The 16,131-nt window shown below is 33.1% G+C and carries 15 protein-coding genes; all 15 read left to right on the top strand.

Annotated elements, in window-relative coordinates; genetic code table 11:
* Window positions 1–93 precede the first annotated feature (93 nt).
* Window positions 94–360, top strand: a complete 267-nt coding sequence (locus tag ACQV18_RS05195) for a DUF3847 domain-containing protein (RefSeq protein ID WP_428892666.1) — start codon at window positions 94–96, stop codon at window positions 358–360.
* Between the two features lie 864 nt (window positions 361–1,224).
* Window positions 1,225–1,419 (top strand): helix-turn-helix transcriptional regulator, encoded by a 195-nt coding sequence (locus ACQV18_RS05190; protein WP_428892665.1) that lies wholly within the window; start codon window positions 1,225–1,227, stop codon window positions 1,417–1,419.
* 47 nt (window positions 1,420–1,466) lie between these two features.
* Window positions 1,467–1,910 (top strand): hypothetical protein, encoded by a 444-nt coding sequence (locus ACQV18_RS05185; RefSeq protein WP_428892664.1) that lies wholly within the window; start codon window positions 1,467–1,469, stop codon window positions 1,908–1,910.
* A gap of 329 nt (window positions 1,911–2,239) precedes the next feature.
* Window positions 2,240–3,877 carry a MobQ family relaxase gene (gene mobQ / locus ACQV18_RS05180; protein WP_428892663.1) on the top strand — a complete coding sequence of 546 codons (1,638 nt, stop codon included), beginning with the start codon at window positions 2,240–2,242 and terminating at the stop codon, window positions 3,875–3,877.
* A gap of 117 nt (window positions 3,878–3,994) precedes the next feature.
* Window positions 3,995–4,702, top strand: coding sequence for a replisome organizer (locus tag ACQV18_RS05175; protein ID WP_428892662.1), 708 nt, complete (start codon window positions 3,995–3,997; stop codon window positions 4,700–4,702).
* Window positions 4,703–4,916: 214 nt separating this feature from the next.
* Window positions 4,917–5,759 carry an ATP-binding protein gene (locus tag ACQV18_RS05170; RefSeq protein WP_428882259.1) on the top strand — a complete coding sequence of 281 codons (843 nt, stop codon included), beginning with the start codon at window positions 4,917–4,919 and terminating at the stop codon, window positions 5,757–5,759.
* Window positions 5,760–6,505: 746 nt separating this feature from the next.
* Entirely contained in the window at window positions 6,506–6,679 is a 174-nt protein-coding gene (locus tag ACQV18_RS05165; RefSeq protein ID WP_428882257.1) for a hypothetical protein, read from the top strand.
* Between the two features lie 53 nt (window positions 6,680–6,732).
* A complete protein-coding gene (locus tag ACQV18_RS05160) occupies window positions 6,733–8,415 on the top strand; it encodes a recombinase family protein (protein WP_428892661.1) in 1,683 nt (560 codons plus the stop codon).
* A gap of 211 nt (window positions 8,416–8,626) precedes the next feature.
* Entirely contained in the window at window positions 8,627–9,343 is a 717-nt protein-coding gene (locus ACQV18_RS05155; RefSeq protein ID WP_428873480.1) for a cytochrome c biogenesis CcdA family protein, read from the top strand.
* A gap of 11 nt (window positions 9,344–9,354) precedes the next feature.
* Window positions 9,355–9,939: a TlpA family protein disulfide reductase gene (locus ACQV18_RS05150; protein ID WP_428873481.1), complete on the top strand. Its 585-nt coding sequence runs from the start codon at window positions 9,355–9,357 to the stop codon at window positions 9,937–9,939.
* Between the two features lies 1 nt (window position 9,940).
* On the top strand, window positions 9,941–11,056 hold the full coding sequence (msrB, locus tag ACQV18_RS05145) for a peptide-methionine (R)-S-oxide reductase MsrB (protein ID WP_428873483.1): 1,116 nt from the start codon (window positions 9,941–9,943) through the stop codon (window positions 11,054–11,056).
* A 6-nt stretch (window positions 11,057–11,062) separates the two neighbouring features.
* Window positions 11,063–11,809 carry a response regulator transcription factor gene (locus ACQV18_RS05140; RefSeq protein WP_428892660.1) on the top strand — a complete coding sequence of 249 codons (747 nt, stop codon included), beginning with the start codon at window positions 11,063–11,065 and terminating at the stop codon, window positions 11,807–11,809.
* On the top strand, window positions 11,806–13,491 hold the full coding sequence (locus tag ACQV18_RS05135; protein ID WP_428882298.1) for a cache domain-containing sensor histidine kinase: 1,686 nt from the start codon (window positions 11,806–11,808) through the stop codon (window positions 13,489–13,491). The genes ACQV18_RS05140 and ACQV18_RS05135 overlap by 4 nt, the downstream gene beginning before the upstream one ends.
* A 399-nt stretch (window positions 13,492–13,890) precedes the next feature.
* Window positions 13,891–14,409, top strand: coding sequence for a DNA-deoxyinosine glycosylase (locus ACQV18_RS05130; protein WP_428873487.1), 519 nt, complete (start codon window positions 13,891–13,893; stop codon window positions 14,407–14,409).
* A 192-nt stretch (window positions 14,410–14,601) separates the two neighbouring features.
* Complete coding sequence (malQ, locus tag ACQV18_RS05125; RefSeq protein WP_428892659.1) at window positions 14,602–16,083, top strand: 4-alpha-glucanotransferase; 1,482 nt, start codon at window positions 14,602–14,604, stop codon at window positions 16,081–16,083.
* Window positions 16,084–16,131 lie beyond the last annotated feature (48 nt).

Here is a 16,131-nt window from a genome sequence, read left to right as displayed (position 1 = left end):
GATAGTTTTTGATATGCCCCCTGTCAAGTAGACAGGGGGCATATCAAATTAAAATCTATTGTCTTTTTTTATACCTAAAATTTGGAGGTGAAAGTGTTAAACACAAAAAGACTTAATCAAGTCAAAGATGAGATAGAAAATTTATTAGAAGAAAAGGGAAAATGTGAACTAGAACTTGAGCAATTAAAAAATCAAGAGAAGAAAATCAAAAGACAGATTAGTCAGAAAGAAAGGAAGAAAAGGACAAAAAGATTAATAGAAAGAGGAGCAATTTTAGAAAGTTATATTGAGAAAGCAGAAGAAAAAAGCAATGATGAAATTATTGAAATACTAGATAAAGTTTTTCTGAATATGGATTGAGAGGAAAAAACAACTTAGGAAAAAGGAAGAAGTTTTGAAAGAGAGAATAACATAATCAAGCCCTTAGATTTTCTAAGGGCGCAATTATACACCCTAAAGGGTGTCATTGCGACCTGCGGTGCTTGACCCTTGCAGGGAGCAATGAAAAGGCTAAAGCCTTTATCAGATTTTTCTAAAATACAATTTCATAAAAATATCCATTCGCTTTTTATAGTCAAGGGTAAAATAAACTCGCTATCGCTCGCCCTTGACAATAAAAATTTGAAAAGAATAGTAATCATTAAGCCGACATACTGAAACAAGAAAGTAAGTTTAGTATCGTCGGCTTTTTTTATTGTAACAGGGTCTGCTCCTACCAATAACTCACCACGAGTTTACGAGTGGATTGAGTTATTAAGTAAAGGGTATTTCAAAACTCTCATTCACTAAGTGAAAGTTTAAGATATTTTTTTAAGACCAACACCTAAAACAGGAAAGGAAGTGAGAAGATGCCAGAGAGTTTTCATTTTAATAACTAGGATAGCGCAGAGCTTATTTTATTTGAAAGTGCCAAGAAACATCTGAAAGAACATTTAGGAGAAACCAAACCTTAAGTTATCATTAAATGATAAAAAGAAGTTGGCACTTTGAAGAAAGATATAAAGAACTTTTACAATCAAATCTTAGAAACATAAGAAGCATTTGAACAAGCTGAAAAGTTAAGACTTGTATAGAGCAGATACAAAAATAGAAAGGAAGTAACACAGATTAAGAACAAATATTTGGATCCTTAGAAAAAAACGGAAAGCAAACTTGACATTTATACTGAAATTGATTATACTATATGTAAAGCTAGCTTGTCATTATATGCGGAGGTGGTTTAATTTGAAGAACAGACTTGAGGAAATAAGAAAGAAAAATGGAATAACACAAGAGGAATTAGCCACCATTGTTGAAGTGTCAAGGCAGACGATAGGTTCTTTGGAGAATGGTAGATATAATCCATCAATAATACTTGCATTTAAGATTGCCAGATACTTCGATTTACAAATTGAGGATATATTCATTTATGAGGAGTGAAAAAATGAATAATTAAAAACAAATATTAAATGAATGGAGGATAAAAAATGAAAAGAGATATTAAAAAAGAAATGATTCTAGCAAAAAAGTTATCTATCCTAGTTATTATTATTGGAATATTTTTTGCTTTGAGTGCTGGAATATTGTTTATTAAAAAAGATGTTTTAAAGGTCTTTCCAAGAATGGATATTGCATGGATAGGATTTTTTGTGGTTGCTCTTATTTTATGTATTGGTGGAATAGGCGTACTTTTTGCTACGGGAGATAAACAAAAGTGGATTAATGAAACGGATGAAAGAGAGAGGTTAATAACAGCGGCTTCTTTCATGATAGGGTATTCTATTCAAACTTCTTTGTTGGGGATGGTGTTTTTTCTTTTGACCTTTGCGGGATATTTAAATAAGGTCTCTGCATTTTCTATTCTTGCAGTTATTTTGATAAGTGGTATTGTAGCAGGGATTTATAATTTATATTTACGAAAAGTAGAATAGATAATTAAAAATAATATTTGTTAGAAAACAGTAAAAACAGTAAATCGAAAAAGGGTTTACTGTTTTTTACTTGCATAAAAATATCCATTCGCTTTTTTATAGTCAAGGGTAAAATAAACTCGCTACCGCTCGCCCTTGACAATAAAAATTTGAAATGAATAGTAATCATTAAGCCGACATACTGAAACAAGAAAGTAAGTTTAGTATCGTCGGCTTTTTTTATTTTATCATTTCAAAACGCTCATTCACTAAGTGGAGGTTCAAAAGATTTATTAAGACCGACACCTAAAACAAGAAAGAGAAAATAAAAAATAGAGAGGAGGGAAAGTATGGCAGAGAGTTTTCATTTTAATATTTCTATGGTAAGTAGAGGAAAGGGGAAGTCAGCAGTTGCTAGCTCTGCATATATATCAAGAGAGAAAATAACCAATCAATGGGACGGAGTAACCCATAATTACCAAAACAAAAAAGACTTAATCTACAAGGAAATATTCTTACCTGAAAATGCAAAAGAAGAGTTTAAAGACAGAGCAAGTTTATGGAATAGTGTGGAACTAAATGAAAAAGCAATCAATGCTCAACTGGCAAGAAGTTTTATCATAGCCCTACCAAAAGAATTAAGTATTGAAGAAAACAAGAAGCTTATTACAGAATTTATTGAAAGTAATTTTGCATCACGAGGAATGATAGCAGACCTTGCTATTCATGATGAAAGTGATGAGGGAAACCAGAATATTCACGCCCATATTATGACAACCGTAAGACCACTAAATGAAGATGGATCATGGGGGCAGAAAAGCAAAAAAGAATATGTCTTTGATGAAAAGGGGGAGCCAGTTTTAACCAAAAGTGGCAAACAAAAAACAAGAAAGATTGAACTTACTGATTGGAATAATAGGGGCAATGCTGAAAAGTGGCGAGAGAGTTTTGCAAGTCTATGTAATAGATACCTAGCAGAGAAAAACATTGAAAAAAGAGTTGACCATCGTTCCTATGAAAGACAAGGACGAGATGAAATACCCACCATTCATATGGGAGCAAGTGCTTCTGCCTTAGAAAGACAAGGTATAGAAACAGAAAAAGGAAATATCAACCGAGAGATAAAAAAACATAACAGCTTAGTCAAAGAAATCAAAACAAGATTAACCGAGATCAATTCGTGGTTAGGAAGTTTAATCGGCAAACTACAAGAGAGATATGACCAGTACAAAGAAGATAAAAAAGAAGAACTGGAGAACAAGGCAGAGCTTTTTAATCTCTATGAATACATCTCAATTTACCATGATATTCAAGTTGATAAAAGAAAATATCTAAATAGGTATGGTAGAGAAAAGAAAGGGTTAGCCGACTTAAAAAGATTTGCTAGTGCAAGAGTATATCTTCAAAACAACAACCTAGAAACCATAGCAGACTTACAGGGTAAAATATCTAGCCTACAAAGTAGAAATAGGAAAGTATCAAAGGAAATAAAAGCCAAGACAGAAGAAATAGATAAGCTGAATAAGTGCCTAGTCTATGCTGATATTATCCGTAAAACAAAACCAGTCTTTGATAAGTGGCAAGGAAAGAAATTATTCAAGGAAAATTACTATCAAGACCATAAGGAGATAATAGACAAGTATAAAAGAGTAAGAACCTATTTAGAAAAGCAAACAGGCTCATCAGCTATAAAACCTAAAGAGTGGAAAAAACAAGTTAGACAATTAGAAGATGAAATAGAAAGGCTGAACAAGGTAAAGACTGATATTAAAGATGAATTTTCAAAGATTAATCACATTAAGTATGCAGTAAAAATAGTCAATGATGATTATGGGATTGACCTATCCATTGAAATTGATAAGGCAATAAAGAGGGGAGAAAAGCCAAGTATCATTGAACAGATTAAGAAATTTGAAAAACAACAAGAAAAAGATGATAGATACAGACAAAAAGCAAGGGAGAAATATCAAAGGAATGAAGAAAGATAAGCACCGTTTAGAAAATAAAAGATGAAGTCCTAAATCAGGACAACACAAAAGAGAAAAAATAATAAGAAATTAGAGGGCTGAACGAAATGTTTAGCCCTTATAAATTTAGGAGGAGAAATGGCAGAAAGAAGAATGATATCAAAATCTGTTGTTCAATCAGATGTTTTTTTAGAAATGCCTTTATCCTCACAAGCTCTATACTTGCACTTAAATATAAGTGCAGATGATGATGGTTTTGTTGGAAATCCAAAGACAATTATAAGAATGATTGGAGCAAGTGAGGACGATTTTAAGATATTAATAGCAAAAGGCTTTGTTATTATATTTAAAAGTGGTGTTTTAGTCATAACCCATTGGAAGATAAACAACTATATTAGAAAAGATAGATATAAGCCTACAATGTATGTAGAAGAAAAGGAGCAACTTCAAGAAATAATCAATGGAGCATATATAAAAAGCACTGGTTGTCATTTGGTTGACCAACGGTTGACAAGTGGTCGACCTAGTATAGGGGAGAATAGATTAGGTAAGGTTAGTTTAGATAAGGGTAGAGGAGAAAGAGAAAAAACATCCACTCTCTTTTATGGTCAATTTAAAAATGTTAAGTTATCAGAAGAAGAATATAAAAAACTAGAGGAAGAGTTAAAAAAAAACACTCAAACCATGATAGATAAGTTATCAAGGTATATGGAAAGTAGTGGTAAGGACTATAAGAACCACTATGTAACAATCCTTAACTGGTATGAAGAAGATAAGAATAAACTTATGAATAAATCAGATAAAAGAAAAACTACATCTAACTATGATGATAGTCCTAGCATATAAGAGGGTGGACAGGTCTTTTTAGATGAGTTAATAGAAAAGATGATTAATTCTATAGGGAAGAATAAAAAAGCCATTAAATAAGCTTCCACCATTTAACAAATGAAAATCAATAAGAAATACAAGGCGATTAGAAAAGTAAAAAATTCTAGTCGCTTTTTTATTACCACAAAGGGAGTAACGAAATGTTACCCCCTTATTTTTATAGGAGGATAAAATGACAGATAAAAATACTAAGACCATAAAAATCAAAGGAGTTAATTTTAAGTACAATCTTGATAGGGATTATGAAAAAGAGGGTCATGTTTACTGTAAGTCTTGTAATGAGCAAGTAGACGGACAAGTAATGGACTTTATAAATAAAAAGATGATATTTAGAAGAGCCTGTAAATGTGATAGGGAAAGAGAAAAACTTGAAAAAGAAAGACAAAGAGCCTTAAAGGTGGAAGAAATTAAAAGAAGATGTTTTGTAGAAATAAGTCAAAGCAAATATACCTTTAGAAACTCTGATGAACTCATAGATAAAGACCTAATCAGAAAGGCGAGAAACTATGTAGATAAATTTGAAGAAATGAGAAAGGACAATATCGGATTAATCATCTATGGAGGAGTGGGAAGTGGAAAAACCTATCTTACTTGTTCCATAGTTAATGCTATCATTGAAAAATACCTTTATGAATGTAAAGTTATCAACTTTTCTCAAATACTAAATGATTTACAAAAAGGTGGCTTTAACCTTGATAGAAATGAATATATCAATAGTCTAGTCAGTAAGACCTTATTAGTCCTTGATGATTTTGGAATAGAAAGGGATACAGAATATGCCCTAGAACAAGTCTATAATGTGATAAATGCAAGGTATCAGAAAAGTAAACCGACTATTATAACAACAAATATAGACTATAGAGAGCTAGAAAGGGAACAAGAAAACCTAATGTTAGCAAGAATTTATTCAAGAATAATAGAAATGGGAGTACCCTTAAAAGTAGATGGCAAGGACAGACGAAAGGAAAAACGAAAAGAAAAGATAAAAAAAGCAAAAAATTTAATAGACGACTAAGAGCGACTAGAAAAGTAAAAAACTCTAGTCGCTTTTTCTATTACCACAAAGGTAGTAAGAACGTCATATCCTATTTTTCAGAACGAAATAACAATCTTAAAAGTCTCAATGTAGTCTCAAAAGAGTATCAAACTTCAAAAAAAGCGGTCCAATAGGGTCATTTTTTCACTTTATAAAGTAGAGGGGTTAATTATTGAAAGATTTACTTCGAAAAAGAAAAGCAAAACTCATTACAGGAAAATAATAAATTTCACTTTTAAAAAGTTTTTGCTGAATTTGGTTACCAAGCACCTTGCTTTTTCACTCTATAAAGTAGAGAGGTTAATAACCAAAAGAATTAATTGTAAATTTTAAAGAAAAACTCCTTGTGGGAGAATAATAATTTTTACTCCATAAAGTAGATGGACTTTTACTCTCTTTGATCTTTGACAACTGAATAGACCACAACGAGACGTTATCCATTTAAGGAGCATGAGCTTATTTACGCCTAGACCTTCCTGCTGAGTAATCGGTTTAAATGAATACTAGAAAATTCTAAGGATAGAAGGAAGCAAGCGATAAATAAATGAGTTTAATTAAGGCGTGGAAACCTTAAGCGATGATTTAAGTGGTGATAATGATACTTCTACAGTTGACGCTGGCCTATCTAGAACAGGGGCAGAGGTGAGATGCCTATGTAGCAATTCCATTGCACTCGTTTATGTCATAAAACTAAATAATTCGCAAACAAGAAAGGAGGTGAGAGATTGGAGTATCAATGGAATGGATTAGCTAACTTATTAGCGGATTTAATTGGAAAATATGCTGAAGATTTGGATGTTAATAATTTGCCTAATCCTCTTCCAATTACTTCCGATAATGAAGATGAAATAAAAGATATAAATTTTACAAAACTATCGCAGGAAAAAGGATTTAAATGATATAATAGTCGTGAGATAAATATCCAAACTATTTTAAGAAAGCGAGGTTTTGTATGAAAAAAGAGAAGAAAAAAGTTTATATTTACACAAGAGTTTCAACCACCTTACAAATAGATGGATATTCTTTAGAGGCTCAAAAAGCTAAGATGAAAGCATATTCTGATTTTAACGACTATGAGGTTGTTGGCGAGTATGAAGATGCGGGAAAATCAGGTAAATCCATTGAAGGTCGTGTCGCCTTCACACAAATGATGGATGATATCAAGTCTGGTAAAGATGGTGTTTCCTTTGTCCTTGTTTATAAGCTATCCAGATTTGCAAGAAATGCGGCTGATGTTTTATCTAGTTTACAAATCATGCAAGACTTTGGTGTAAATTTAGTTTGTGTTGAAGATGGGATTGATTCCTCAAAAGATGCTGGAAAGCTTATGATTTCTATTCTTTCAGCTGTTTCTGAAATTGAAAGAGAAAACATAAGAATTCAGTCAATGGAAGGTAGATTGCAAAAGGCTAGAGAAGGTAAATGGAATGGTGGCTTTGCTCCATATGGATATCAGCTTGTTGATGGTGAGTTAAAGATAAATGAAGATGAAGCATTTGCTATTCGAGTAATTTTTGATAAGTATGTTAACACAACTATGGGAGCCAATAGTATAGCAAGATATCTTGATAATCAAGGTATAAAAAAGATTCCTAGACAAAATGGAAAAAATCCTCTTTTTAGTGCAAGCCTTATAACTCGCATTATTAAAAATCCAGTCTACAATGGCAAAATTGCTTATGGTAGAAGACGTACAGAAAAGAAACATGGAACACGTAATGAATATCAACTAGTAGAACAAGATGATTATTTGGTAGCTGATGGTATTCACAAAGCAATCATAAGTGATGAAATATGGGAAGCAGCTCAAATTAAAATCACAAGCCAAGCAAAGAAATATGAATATTTACATAAGCCTAGAGGAACAACAACTCATTTATTATCTGGATTAATTAAATGTCCTATTTGTGGTGTTGGCTTATTGGGAAATAAGAGTGTTAAGTACAAAAAAGATGGCACAAAATATAAAGACTTTTTCTATTATGGATGTAAGCATAGAAAAAAAGTCCGTGGTCATAAATGTACTTTCAATAAGCAAATTCGAAAAGAAATATTAGATGGAGCAGTAGTTGAAGTGATTACCAAGTTAGTAAGTAACCCAAAATTTGCTCGTCTAATGCAAGAAAAAATTAACATGAAGGTTGATACAAGGAATATAGATAATGAGATAGAAAATTACGAAAACGAGCTGAGAAAAAGTAACTTGTTAAAATCAAAAATCTTAGAAGATTTAGATAAATTAGATGTTGAGGATAAGTATTATAGTCGGATCAAAGAGGATTTCGAAAATAGGTTATATAAAGCATATGACAAAATTGAAGTGATAGAGAGAAGTCTTATAGATTCAAAAGCGAAAAGAAGAAATATTGAAGCTGAAAAATTAACAGGGGATAATATATATAAGATATTGATTTACTTTGATAAATTATATGAACTTATGAATGATGAAGAACGAAGAAAACTTATGGAAGTTCTTATTGAAGAGATTGAAATATATCAAGAGAAGCAACCAAATGGACAATGGTTAAAATCTATTACTTTTAAGCTTCCAATCATTGAGGAAGATACATTAATAGGTTTGGACAATGGACACCATGTTGAGACGGTAGCTTTATTAACAAAACTCAATAAATAAGATTTTAAACCAATGAAATTAAGAGCTGGTCCAATTTTCTTCAATAAGGAATTGGAACAGCTCTTTTTTATATGAAAAGTATAAATTGTATTAAATAATAAATAATACAATCAAATTAAAGTTTTTTAAAACGATCTTCGATTATAATCCTTTCGTCTTACTTCTATAATTAAGCTATAAAGAAAAAATACATTTTTGAAAGGAAAACATTATGATAGGAGAAAACATTTTACTCAGTTCCGTGTTTGTTGCCGGATTATTGTCATTTTTTGCACCCTGTACCTTCCCCTTAATTCCAGTCTATATTGGTTTTATGACGGATGAAGCAGGAGAATATCAAAAATTAAAAATTGGCAAGTTCGAAATCAATAAGGGAGGCATTATTAAAACCATGTCCTTCGTATTAGGACTTTCAACCAGTTTTATTATTTTAGGTTTTGGCGCAGGATGGTTAGGCCAAGCCCTAAATAATTCTTCCATTTTAATCTTTGCAGGCTTTTTAGTTTTTTTACTGGGTGTCCACCAAATGGATATCATCCACTTTAAAAAACTGGATCGTATGCGTGGAATACAAGTGAATGTAAAACAGAAAAAAGCCTTAGGAACCTATCTGATGGGTGTTTCCTTTAGTCTTGGCTGGACACCTTGTGTAGGACCAATATTAGGAGCTGTTTTAGTCACTTCCGCCAGCGGAGACACTCAATTTTACGGAGCCTTCTTGATGTTAATTTACTCATTAGGGCTAATGATTCCCTTTTTGATTATGGCGATTCTATCCACTTATATGTTAGACCGTGTTAGCTTTTTCAAAAAACATCTGGTAACCATCAAACGAACAGGTGGCTTCTTGGTAATGATAATGGGAATCGTCCTAATGACCAATCAACTTCCCAACTTAGTCGCTTATTTTAATAACTTATTCAATTAGGAGGAAATGAAATGAAAAGATTTATATTATTACTAGCTGTCGCTTCAATCGCAAGTGGTTGTGCCTTAGCTTCCAACCAAGAGACTACAGATGGCGAATCGAACAATTCAGCCCAAGAGCTTAAAAAGACAAATAAAGTTTCAGAGGATTCAAGCATATCTTCAAAAAGAGAAAGTGCTTATGATTTCACCTTAAAAGATTTAAAGGGAAAAGATTATTCTTTAGCAGAACAAAAAGGCAAGCCAGTTTATGTCAAGTTTTGGGCATCCTGGTGTCCGGTTTGTTTAGCTGGCTTAGAAGATTTAAATACTTTAGCTGGTCAAGAAAATGACTTTGAAGTTGTAACGATTGTTTCTCCTGGTTATAACGGGGAGAAAAACAAAGAAGATTTTATGGAGTGGTTTAATTCGCTAGAATACAATAATATGAAAGTACTTTTAGATGAAGAGGGTCAGACCTTTGCTAATTATGGAGTACGTTCAATGCCAACTAATGCCTTGATTGATAGTCAAGGGGTGCCAGTAAAGATTATTCCAGGTGAAATTCGCAAAGAAACATTAACTCAATTGTTTGAAGCCTTAGCAAAGGAGAATTAAGATGAAAAAGATATTCGTTTTATTGGCGTTTGCCCTATTTTTAGTCGCTTGTTCACAAGTGAGTTCTAACAATAAAGTGAATGACAGTAAATTAGCTGAAATTGACGCCATATTGGATCAAGAGAAAGCTAAAAGCAAAGTGAACCCTAACAAAGACATCGATTATTCTTCTGCTGATTTGAAAAAAATTTATTTAGCCGGTGGCTGTTTCTGGGGTGTTGAAGCCTATATGGAAAGAGTCTACGGTGTTGCAGATGTAATCAGTGGCTATGCGAATGGAAACAAGAGGGAAGTAAGTTATGAAGAAGTGATTAAAGGATCGGGCCATGCCGAAACGGTTGAGGTGACCTATGATCCGGAGCGCATTTCTTTAGATGGACTGTTAGATTATTATCTAAAAGTAGTTGATCCAACGAGTAAGAACCGTCAAGGAAATGACCGCGGTGTTCAATACCGCACAGGTATTTATTTTACTGAAACTACTGATCAAGCGATCATTCAAGCTCGCTTAGATAAAGAACAGGCCAAATATCGTAAAACCATTCAAGTAGAAGTAGAAGAATTGAAAGATTTCTATCCAGCTGAAGAATATCATCAAGATTATTTAGAGAAAAACCCCAATGGCTATTGTCATATTGATTTGAATAAGGCTAATGAACCTTTAATTGATCCGGCTCTATATCCAAAGCCAAGTGATCAAGAGCTCAAAGATAAATTAACAGCCATACAATATAAAGTAACGCAAAAAAATGATACAGAGTCTTCTTTTTCTAACGAATATTGGGATAATGAAGCAGCGGGAATTTATGTCGATGTAGCTACGGGTGAACCTCTCTTTAGTTCAAAAGATAAGTTTGATTCTGGCTGTGGCTGGCCATCTTTTTCTCGCCCCATCGCTAAGGAAGTTGTAACATATAATGAAGATTTAAGTTATAATATGAGTAGAATCGAGGTTAGAAGCCGTGCAGGCGATTCACATTTAGGTCATGTGTTTGAAGATGGGCCTGAAGAATTAGGCGGTTTGAGGTACTGTATTAATAGTGCTTCAATTGATTTTATCCCATTAGAAGAAATGAAAGCTGCAGGCTATGAATCCTTAATAAATTTTGTGAAGTAGGTTATTATGTTTAAATTATTGATAGCTGATGATGAATCAATCATTCGCAGGGGTATTAAACAATTAATTCCATTAGAAGATTTAGGCATTTCAGACGTTTATGAAGCAGAAGATGGTGAAGAAACTTTAAATGTGGTAGAAGACTTTCAACCTGATATTTTGCTTCTAGATATTAATATGCCTAAGCTGGATGGCTTGAGTGTGGCTGAATCTGTCAAGGCTAATTATCCCAAAATATATATTATTATCTTAACAGGTTACGATTATTTTGAATACATGCAAAAGGCTATTCGAGCTAAAGTGGATGATTATATTTTGAAACCAGTATCCAAAAAAGACATTGAGTTCATCTTACAAACAGCGATTACTAAGATAAAAGAAAAACGTCAAAAAGATGAAATTCAGGCATTAGTTCCTGAAGAAGTCGATAGGGTTAAACGCTCAGATTTGATTGAAGACTATTTGGATAAACATATATTTCAAGCTGATTTGTCGCTTAGTCAGATGGCGGAAGCAATCGGCTATAATAGTAATTATTTGTCTGTTTTGATCAAAGATTACTATGGAATGAGCTTTCAGGACTATATCAATAAACGACGTATGGAGAAAGCAAAGCTACTTTTACTATCAAGCGATAAAAAGAACTATGAGATTGCGCATGAGATCGGAATCGAAGATGTCAATTATTTTATCACTAAATTCAAAAAATATTATCAAATCACCCCCAAACAGTTTAGGCAGGCAAAAAAATGAAAACAATGCGCAACCGATTTGACCGAAAAATCAGTGTATACTTTTTCAGTATTTCAATGATGATCGTTTTAATATTATCTTATGCTAATTATAGGTCTTCAGTTAAAATTATTAAGCAAAATATCGAAATGGAAAACAGTCAGCAGTTGAAGACGGCTAGTTTATATATTGCTTCTTATCTTGAGAAGATGAAAAGTTTAAATAGTTTATTAGCCATGACCCCCGAATTAAATAGCGATCAGGAGCAAGCAATTGATGAGCGTGCTTTAAAAAGCACGCTTGATTTAATAAAATCGAGCGATAACATTATAAAAAATATTATGATAATTACTCAATCCGGTCAGTTAATTACTCAAACCGGAAGTGTAATGGAAAGTAAAGCATCGGTGTTGAATGAAGACTGGTACCAAACAGCTTTAAAGTCGAATAACATGGCTCAAATTACTCGTGAAAATCATTCGGGCTTTACCATGAATAAAAGTGAACGAGTCATTTCCTTGAGTCATAAAATCGAAGATGCTAATAGACAATTTCAAGGACTTTCTATCATAGATGTCTCCTATAAGTTTATTGAAGATTATATTTCTACGGTAAATTTAGGGGAAAATGGTTTTGCCTTTATTGTAGATGAAAATAAGCAGCTGATTTTTGATTCTGAACAGATGAATGGTGATTCGCTAAAAGAAAAGGCCAATTACCTTGCTATTATTGAAGATTCGAGTGCTTTTAACAAAGAAGATTACATTATTTCATCAATCTATGTTCCGAATACAAATTGGCAATTGACGCAAGTTAGAAGTCCTGAAGAAATTTACATTCTAAATAGAAAGCTGATTACCGAAATGCTTATCTGGGCTTTTTTAATTCTACTTTCAAGTATTTTTCTTTCGATTTTCGTATCAAAAAAAGTCACTAATCCTATTGTGGACTTAATTGATGAGATGAAAAAAGTGAATCAAGAATTTTCGAATATCCCGGTAAACCAACAAGCTTCTCTAGAAATCAGAGAACTGACCTTGGAGTATAATTTGTTATTAAATCGGGTAAAAAAATTGACAGAGGCAATTGAAGAAAAGGAAAAAGCTAAGCGTACTTATGAATTAAAAGCCCTTCAAAGTCAAATTAACCCACATTTTATCTATAACACTTTGGATACTATTTTATGGCTGGTTGAACTAGGAGAAAAAGATCAAGCTGTCGAAGTTATTCAATCTTTAGGTAGTTTATTACGGACCACCTTGAGTGTGGATGAGGACGTTATTGAATTGAAGAGAGAAGTAGAGCAGGTTAAAAATTATATGAACATCCAAAAGATTAGGTATGATGATAAATTTGATTACGATATTTCGCTTGGAGCAAATACAGGTGAAATTTTAGTACCTAAGTTAATTATTCAACCGATTGTTGAAAATGCTATTTATCATGGTATTAAAACTAAAAAAGGCCAGTCGCATATCCAAATTACTTCCAGGATTGGAGCGAACGCTTTAATGATTCAAGTGGAAGATGATGGGATAGGATTTAAAGGTAAAGAGCATTCAAACAAGCCAAAGCCTAAACTAGGCGGTATAGGTATGGCTAATGTGGATCAAAGACTGAAAATCCTCTACGGAGAAGCTTATGGCCTAAGCTATACCAGTGATGATCAATTAACTAGGGTAACATTAAAGATAAAAATCTAAAAAATATTTCTATCCTAAATTTCTACAAGACCGTTAAAAGAATTGAACCAGCGACACTGTAAAACGTTCCTGGTTCTTTTTGACTTGACAGTCCTAACCGTAAAATTTGTTATCAAACAATCAATCATTTAAAATGTAAATAAGAAAAGATAGCAATTTATTGACGCATTAAAAGTCAAAAATAGGATTAGTTAGAAGCTATTATGTATTTCATCAAAAAAATAAACCCTGAGCTTACTCAAGTAAGTAGAAGGGAGAAGATCTGAAAGTAATTCAACAATAAGTCTTGTGCCTTTTTGCTAAAGGAAAGCCTTTTTGATTAAGTGAGAAAATGTGAGCTAGAAATGATAGACAGCAAGTTAGATGGATCATAAAGTCATCGAGAGGAGGAATTATTCAATGACTAAAGACAGCAAAAAGGATTATCAAACAATTATTCATCCCTTGAAGCCATTCTATAAAAAGGACTCTAAAATCTTAATCTTAGGCTCATTCCCTTCAGTGAAAACGAGAGAGTATGGTTTTTTCTATGGACATCCACAAAACCGTTTTTGGCCTTTAATGGAAAAACTATTTAATGAAGCATTAAGTTCCAATATAGAAGAAAGAAGAAAATTTTTAATGAATCATAAAATTGCCGTTTATGATTCGATATATCAATGCGATATTGTCGGTTCGAGTGACGCTAGCATTAAAAATGTAATTCCTTCTAATTTAAAAATGATTTTTGACAAAGCATCTATTCAGCAAGTTTTCTGTAATGGAACTACTTCTTATAAGTATTATCAAAAATATCATGCAAAAGATATGGGTATTAGGGGAATTAAATTATCTTCTACCAGTCCAGCCAATGCGCGATTTCGTTTAGATGATTTGTTTTTAGAATGGAAAAAAATAATCACCTATCTAGATGAATAAAGGATTAGTGAAAAATGGGCCAGAATGGGTATAATGAACATACTCTATTAAGGATGGGAGAAAAAATAAAGTAGAGCAGACTCAAGATAATGGTATATGTCATGGTTGACTATTACTAATAGATGAGTGGGGAAGGACTGAATGTAAAAGAACAAGCAATATAAACAAATGATTAAATCAAAGGAGGAAAAGATGGAACGTTCAAGTGGGGTTTTAATGCATATATCTTCGCTACCCAACGATTATGGAATTGGGTCCTTTGGGCAAGCAGCTTATGATTTTGTTGATTTTCTATCGGATACTAAACAAAAATACTGGCAAATATTACCTCTAACAACGACTTCTTATGGAGATTCACCTTATCAATCTTTTTCAGCTTATGCCGGAAATCCTTATTTTATTGATTTAGACATACTGCAAAAAGAAGATTTATTAACATTAGAAGATATAGAAGGAATCGACTTCGGCCAAGATAGAAAGTCAGTGGACTATGCTTTAATCTTTAAAAGTCGCCAAACTATCTTGGAAAGTGCCGTTCAACGTTTTAAAAACAAGAATCTAAGTGATAGCTACCAACAATTTATACAAGAAAATCAGGATTGGTTAAATCCTTTTGCTGAATATATGGCGATTAAAGAAACGTTTGATCTTAAAGCTTGGTATGAGTGGGATGAACCAGCAAGAAAACGGGAGGCTGATGCTATAGCTAGCTATCGTTTAGATTTAGCTGAACGACTTGATTATTATCGAATAACCCAATTCTTTTTTTACCAACAATGGCAATCCTTAAAAGTCTATGCCAATCAAAAAGGGATTGAGATTATTGGAGATATGCCGATCTATGTCTCGAGAGATAGCGTAGAAATGTGGACCCATCCAGAATTATTCAAAGTCGATAGAGAGGGCAATCCGACTCTAGTAGCAGGAACGCCACCTGATAACTTTTCCACCGATGGACAACTTTGGGGCAATCCAATTTATGACTGGGAATATCATCGTCAACAAAATTATAAATGGTGGGTCCAACGTTTTAAAGAGAGTTTTAAACTTTACGACTGGGTGCGAATCGACCATTTTAGAGGGTTTGAGTCTTTTTGGCAAGTTCCGCTTTCGGCTAAAACATCCGCTGAAGGAGTATGGTCTAAAGGACCAGGTTATGATTTGTTTGCTGCTGTCAATGAAGCGTTAGGAGACTTAAATATTATCGCTGAAGATTTAGGTTTTATGACAGCTGACGTGATTGCTATGCGAGAAGCGACCGGTTTTCCTGGGATGAAAATCTTACAGTTTGGTTTTGAGGAAGTGGGTGACTCACCAGATCTCCCCCACCACTATCCACACAATTCAATAGCTTATGTTGGCACTCATGACAATGAAACAGCTAGGGGATGGGCACAAGATACAGCGAGTCCGGCGTCTTTAGATAAAATAAAAAATTATCTAGGAGAATTAAAAGACGAAAGTATAGCTGATTGTCTAAATCGTGGAATTGCTATGTCACGATCTTACTTAGCAATTTTTCGTATGCAAGATCTTTTGGACCTAGATAACCAATCACGAATGAACACTCCTGCAACATTAGGAGGAAACTGGAAATGGCGTATGACGAAAGAACAATTAACAGAAACTGTCAAGACTAAATTGTTGAAACTCACCCAAACTTATTATCGCTAAGGACAGTATTAATATTTCAACAGTAAAAGAAATGGCTATCCTGTTTCT

The sequence above is a fragment of the Facklamia sp. P9177 genome, from assembly GCF_050409585.1.
Classification (GTDB): Bacteria; Bacillota; Bacilli; order Lactobacillales; family Aerococcaceae; genus Facklamia.
Note: the sequence above shows the minus strand (reverse complement) of the source record. Positions and strands in the feature narration are given on the sequence as shown.

Coding starts and splice junctions, on each gene's coding strand:
- ACQV18_RS05185 (WP_428892664.1), top strand. CDS start 1,467: ATGAAAAGAGATATTAAAAAAGAAATGATTCTAGCAAAAAAGTTATCT.
- mobQ (WP_428892663.1), top strand. CDS start 2,240: ATGGCAGAGAGTTTTCATTTTAATATTTCTATGGTAAGTAGAGGAAAG.
- ACQV18_RS05175 (WP_428892662.1), top strand. CDS start 3,995: ATGGCAGAAAGAAGAATGATATCAAAATCTGTTGTTCAATCAGATGTT.
- ACQV18_RS05170 (WP_428882259.1), top strand. CDS start 4,917: ATGACAGATAAAAATACTAAGACCATAAAAATCAAAGGAGTTAATTTT.
- ACQV18_RS05160 (WP_428892661.1), top strand. CDS start 6,733: ATGAAAAAAGAGAAGAAAAAAGTTTATATTTACACAAGAGTTTCAACC.
- ACQV18_RS05155 (WP_428873480.1), top strand. CDS start 8,627: ATGATAGGAGAAAACATTTTACTCAGTTCCGTGTTTGTTGCCGGATTA.
- ACQV18_RS05150 (WP_428873481.1), top strand. CDS start 9,355: ATGAAAAGATTTATATTATTACTAGCTGTCGCTTCAATCGCAAGTGGT.
- msrB (WP_428873483.1), top strand. CDS start 9,941: ATGAAAAAGATATTCGTTTTATTGGCGTTTGCCCTATTTTTAGTCGCT.
- ACQV18_RS05140 (WP_428892660.1), top strand. CDS start 11,063: ATGTTTAAATTATTGATAGCTGATGATGAATCAATCATTCGCAGGGGT.
- ACQV18_RS05135 (WP_428882298.1), top strand. CDS start 11,806: ATGAAAACAATGCGCAACCGATTTGACCGAAAAATCAGTGTATACTTT.
- ACQV18_RS05130 (WP_428873487.1), top strand. CDS start 13,891: ATGACTAAAGACAGCAAAAAGGATTATCAAACAATTATTCATCCCTTG.
- malQ (WP_428892659.1), top strand. CDS start 14,602: ATGGAACGTTCAAGTGGGGTTTTAATGCATATATCTTCGCTACCCAAC.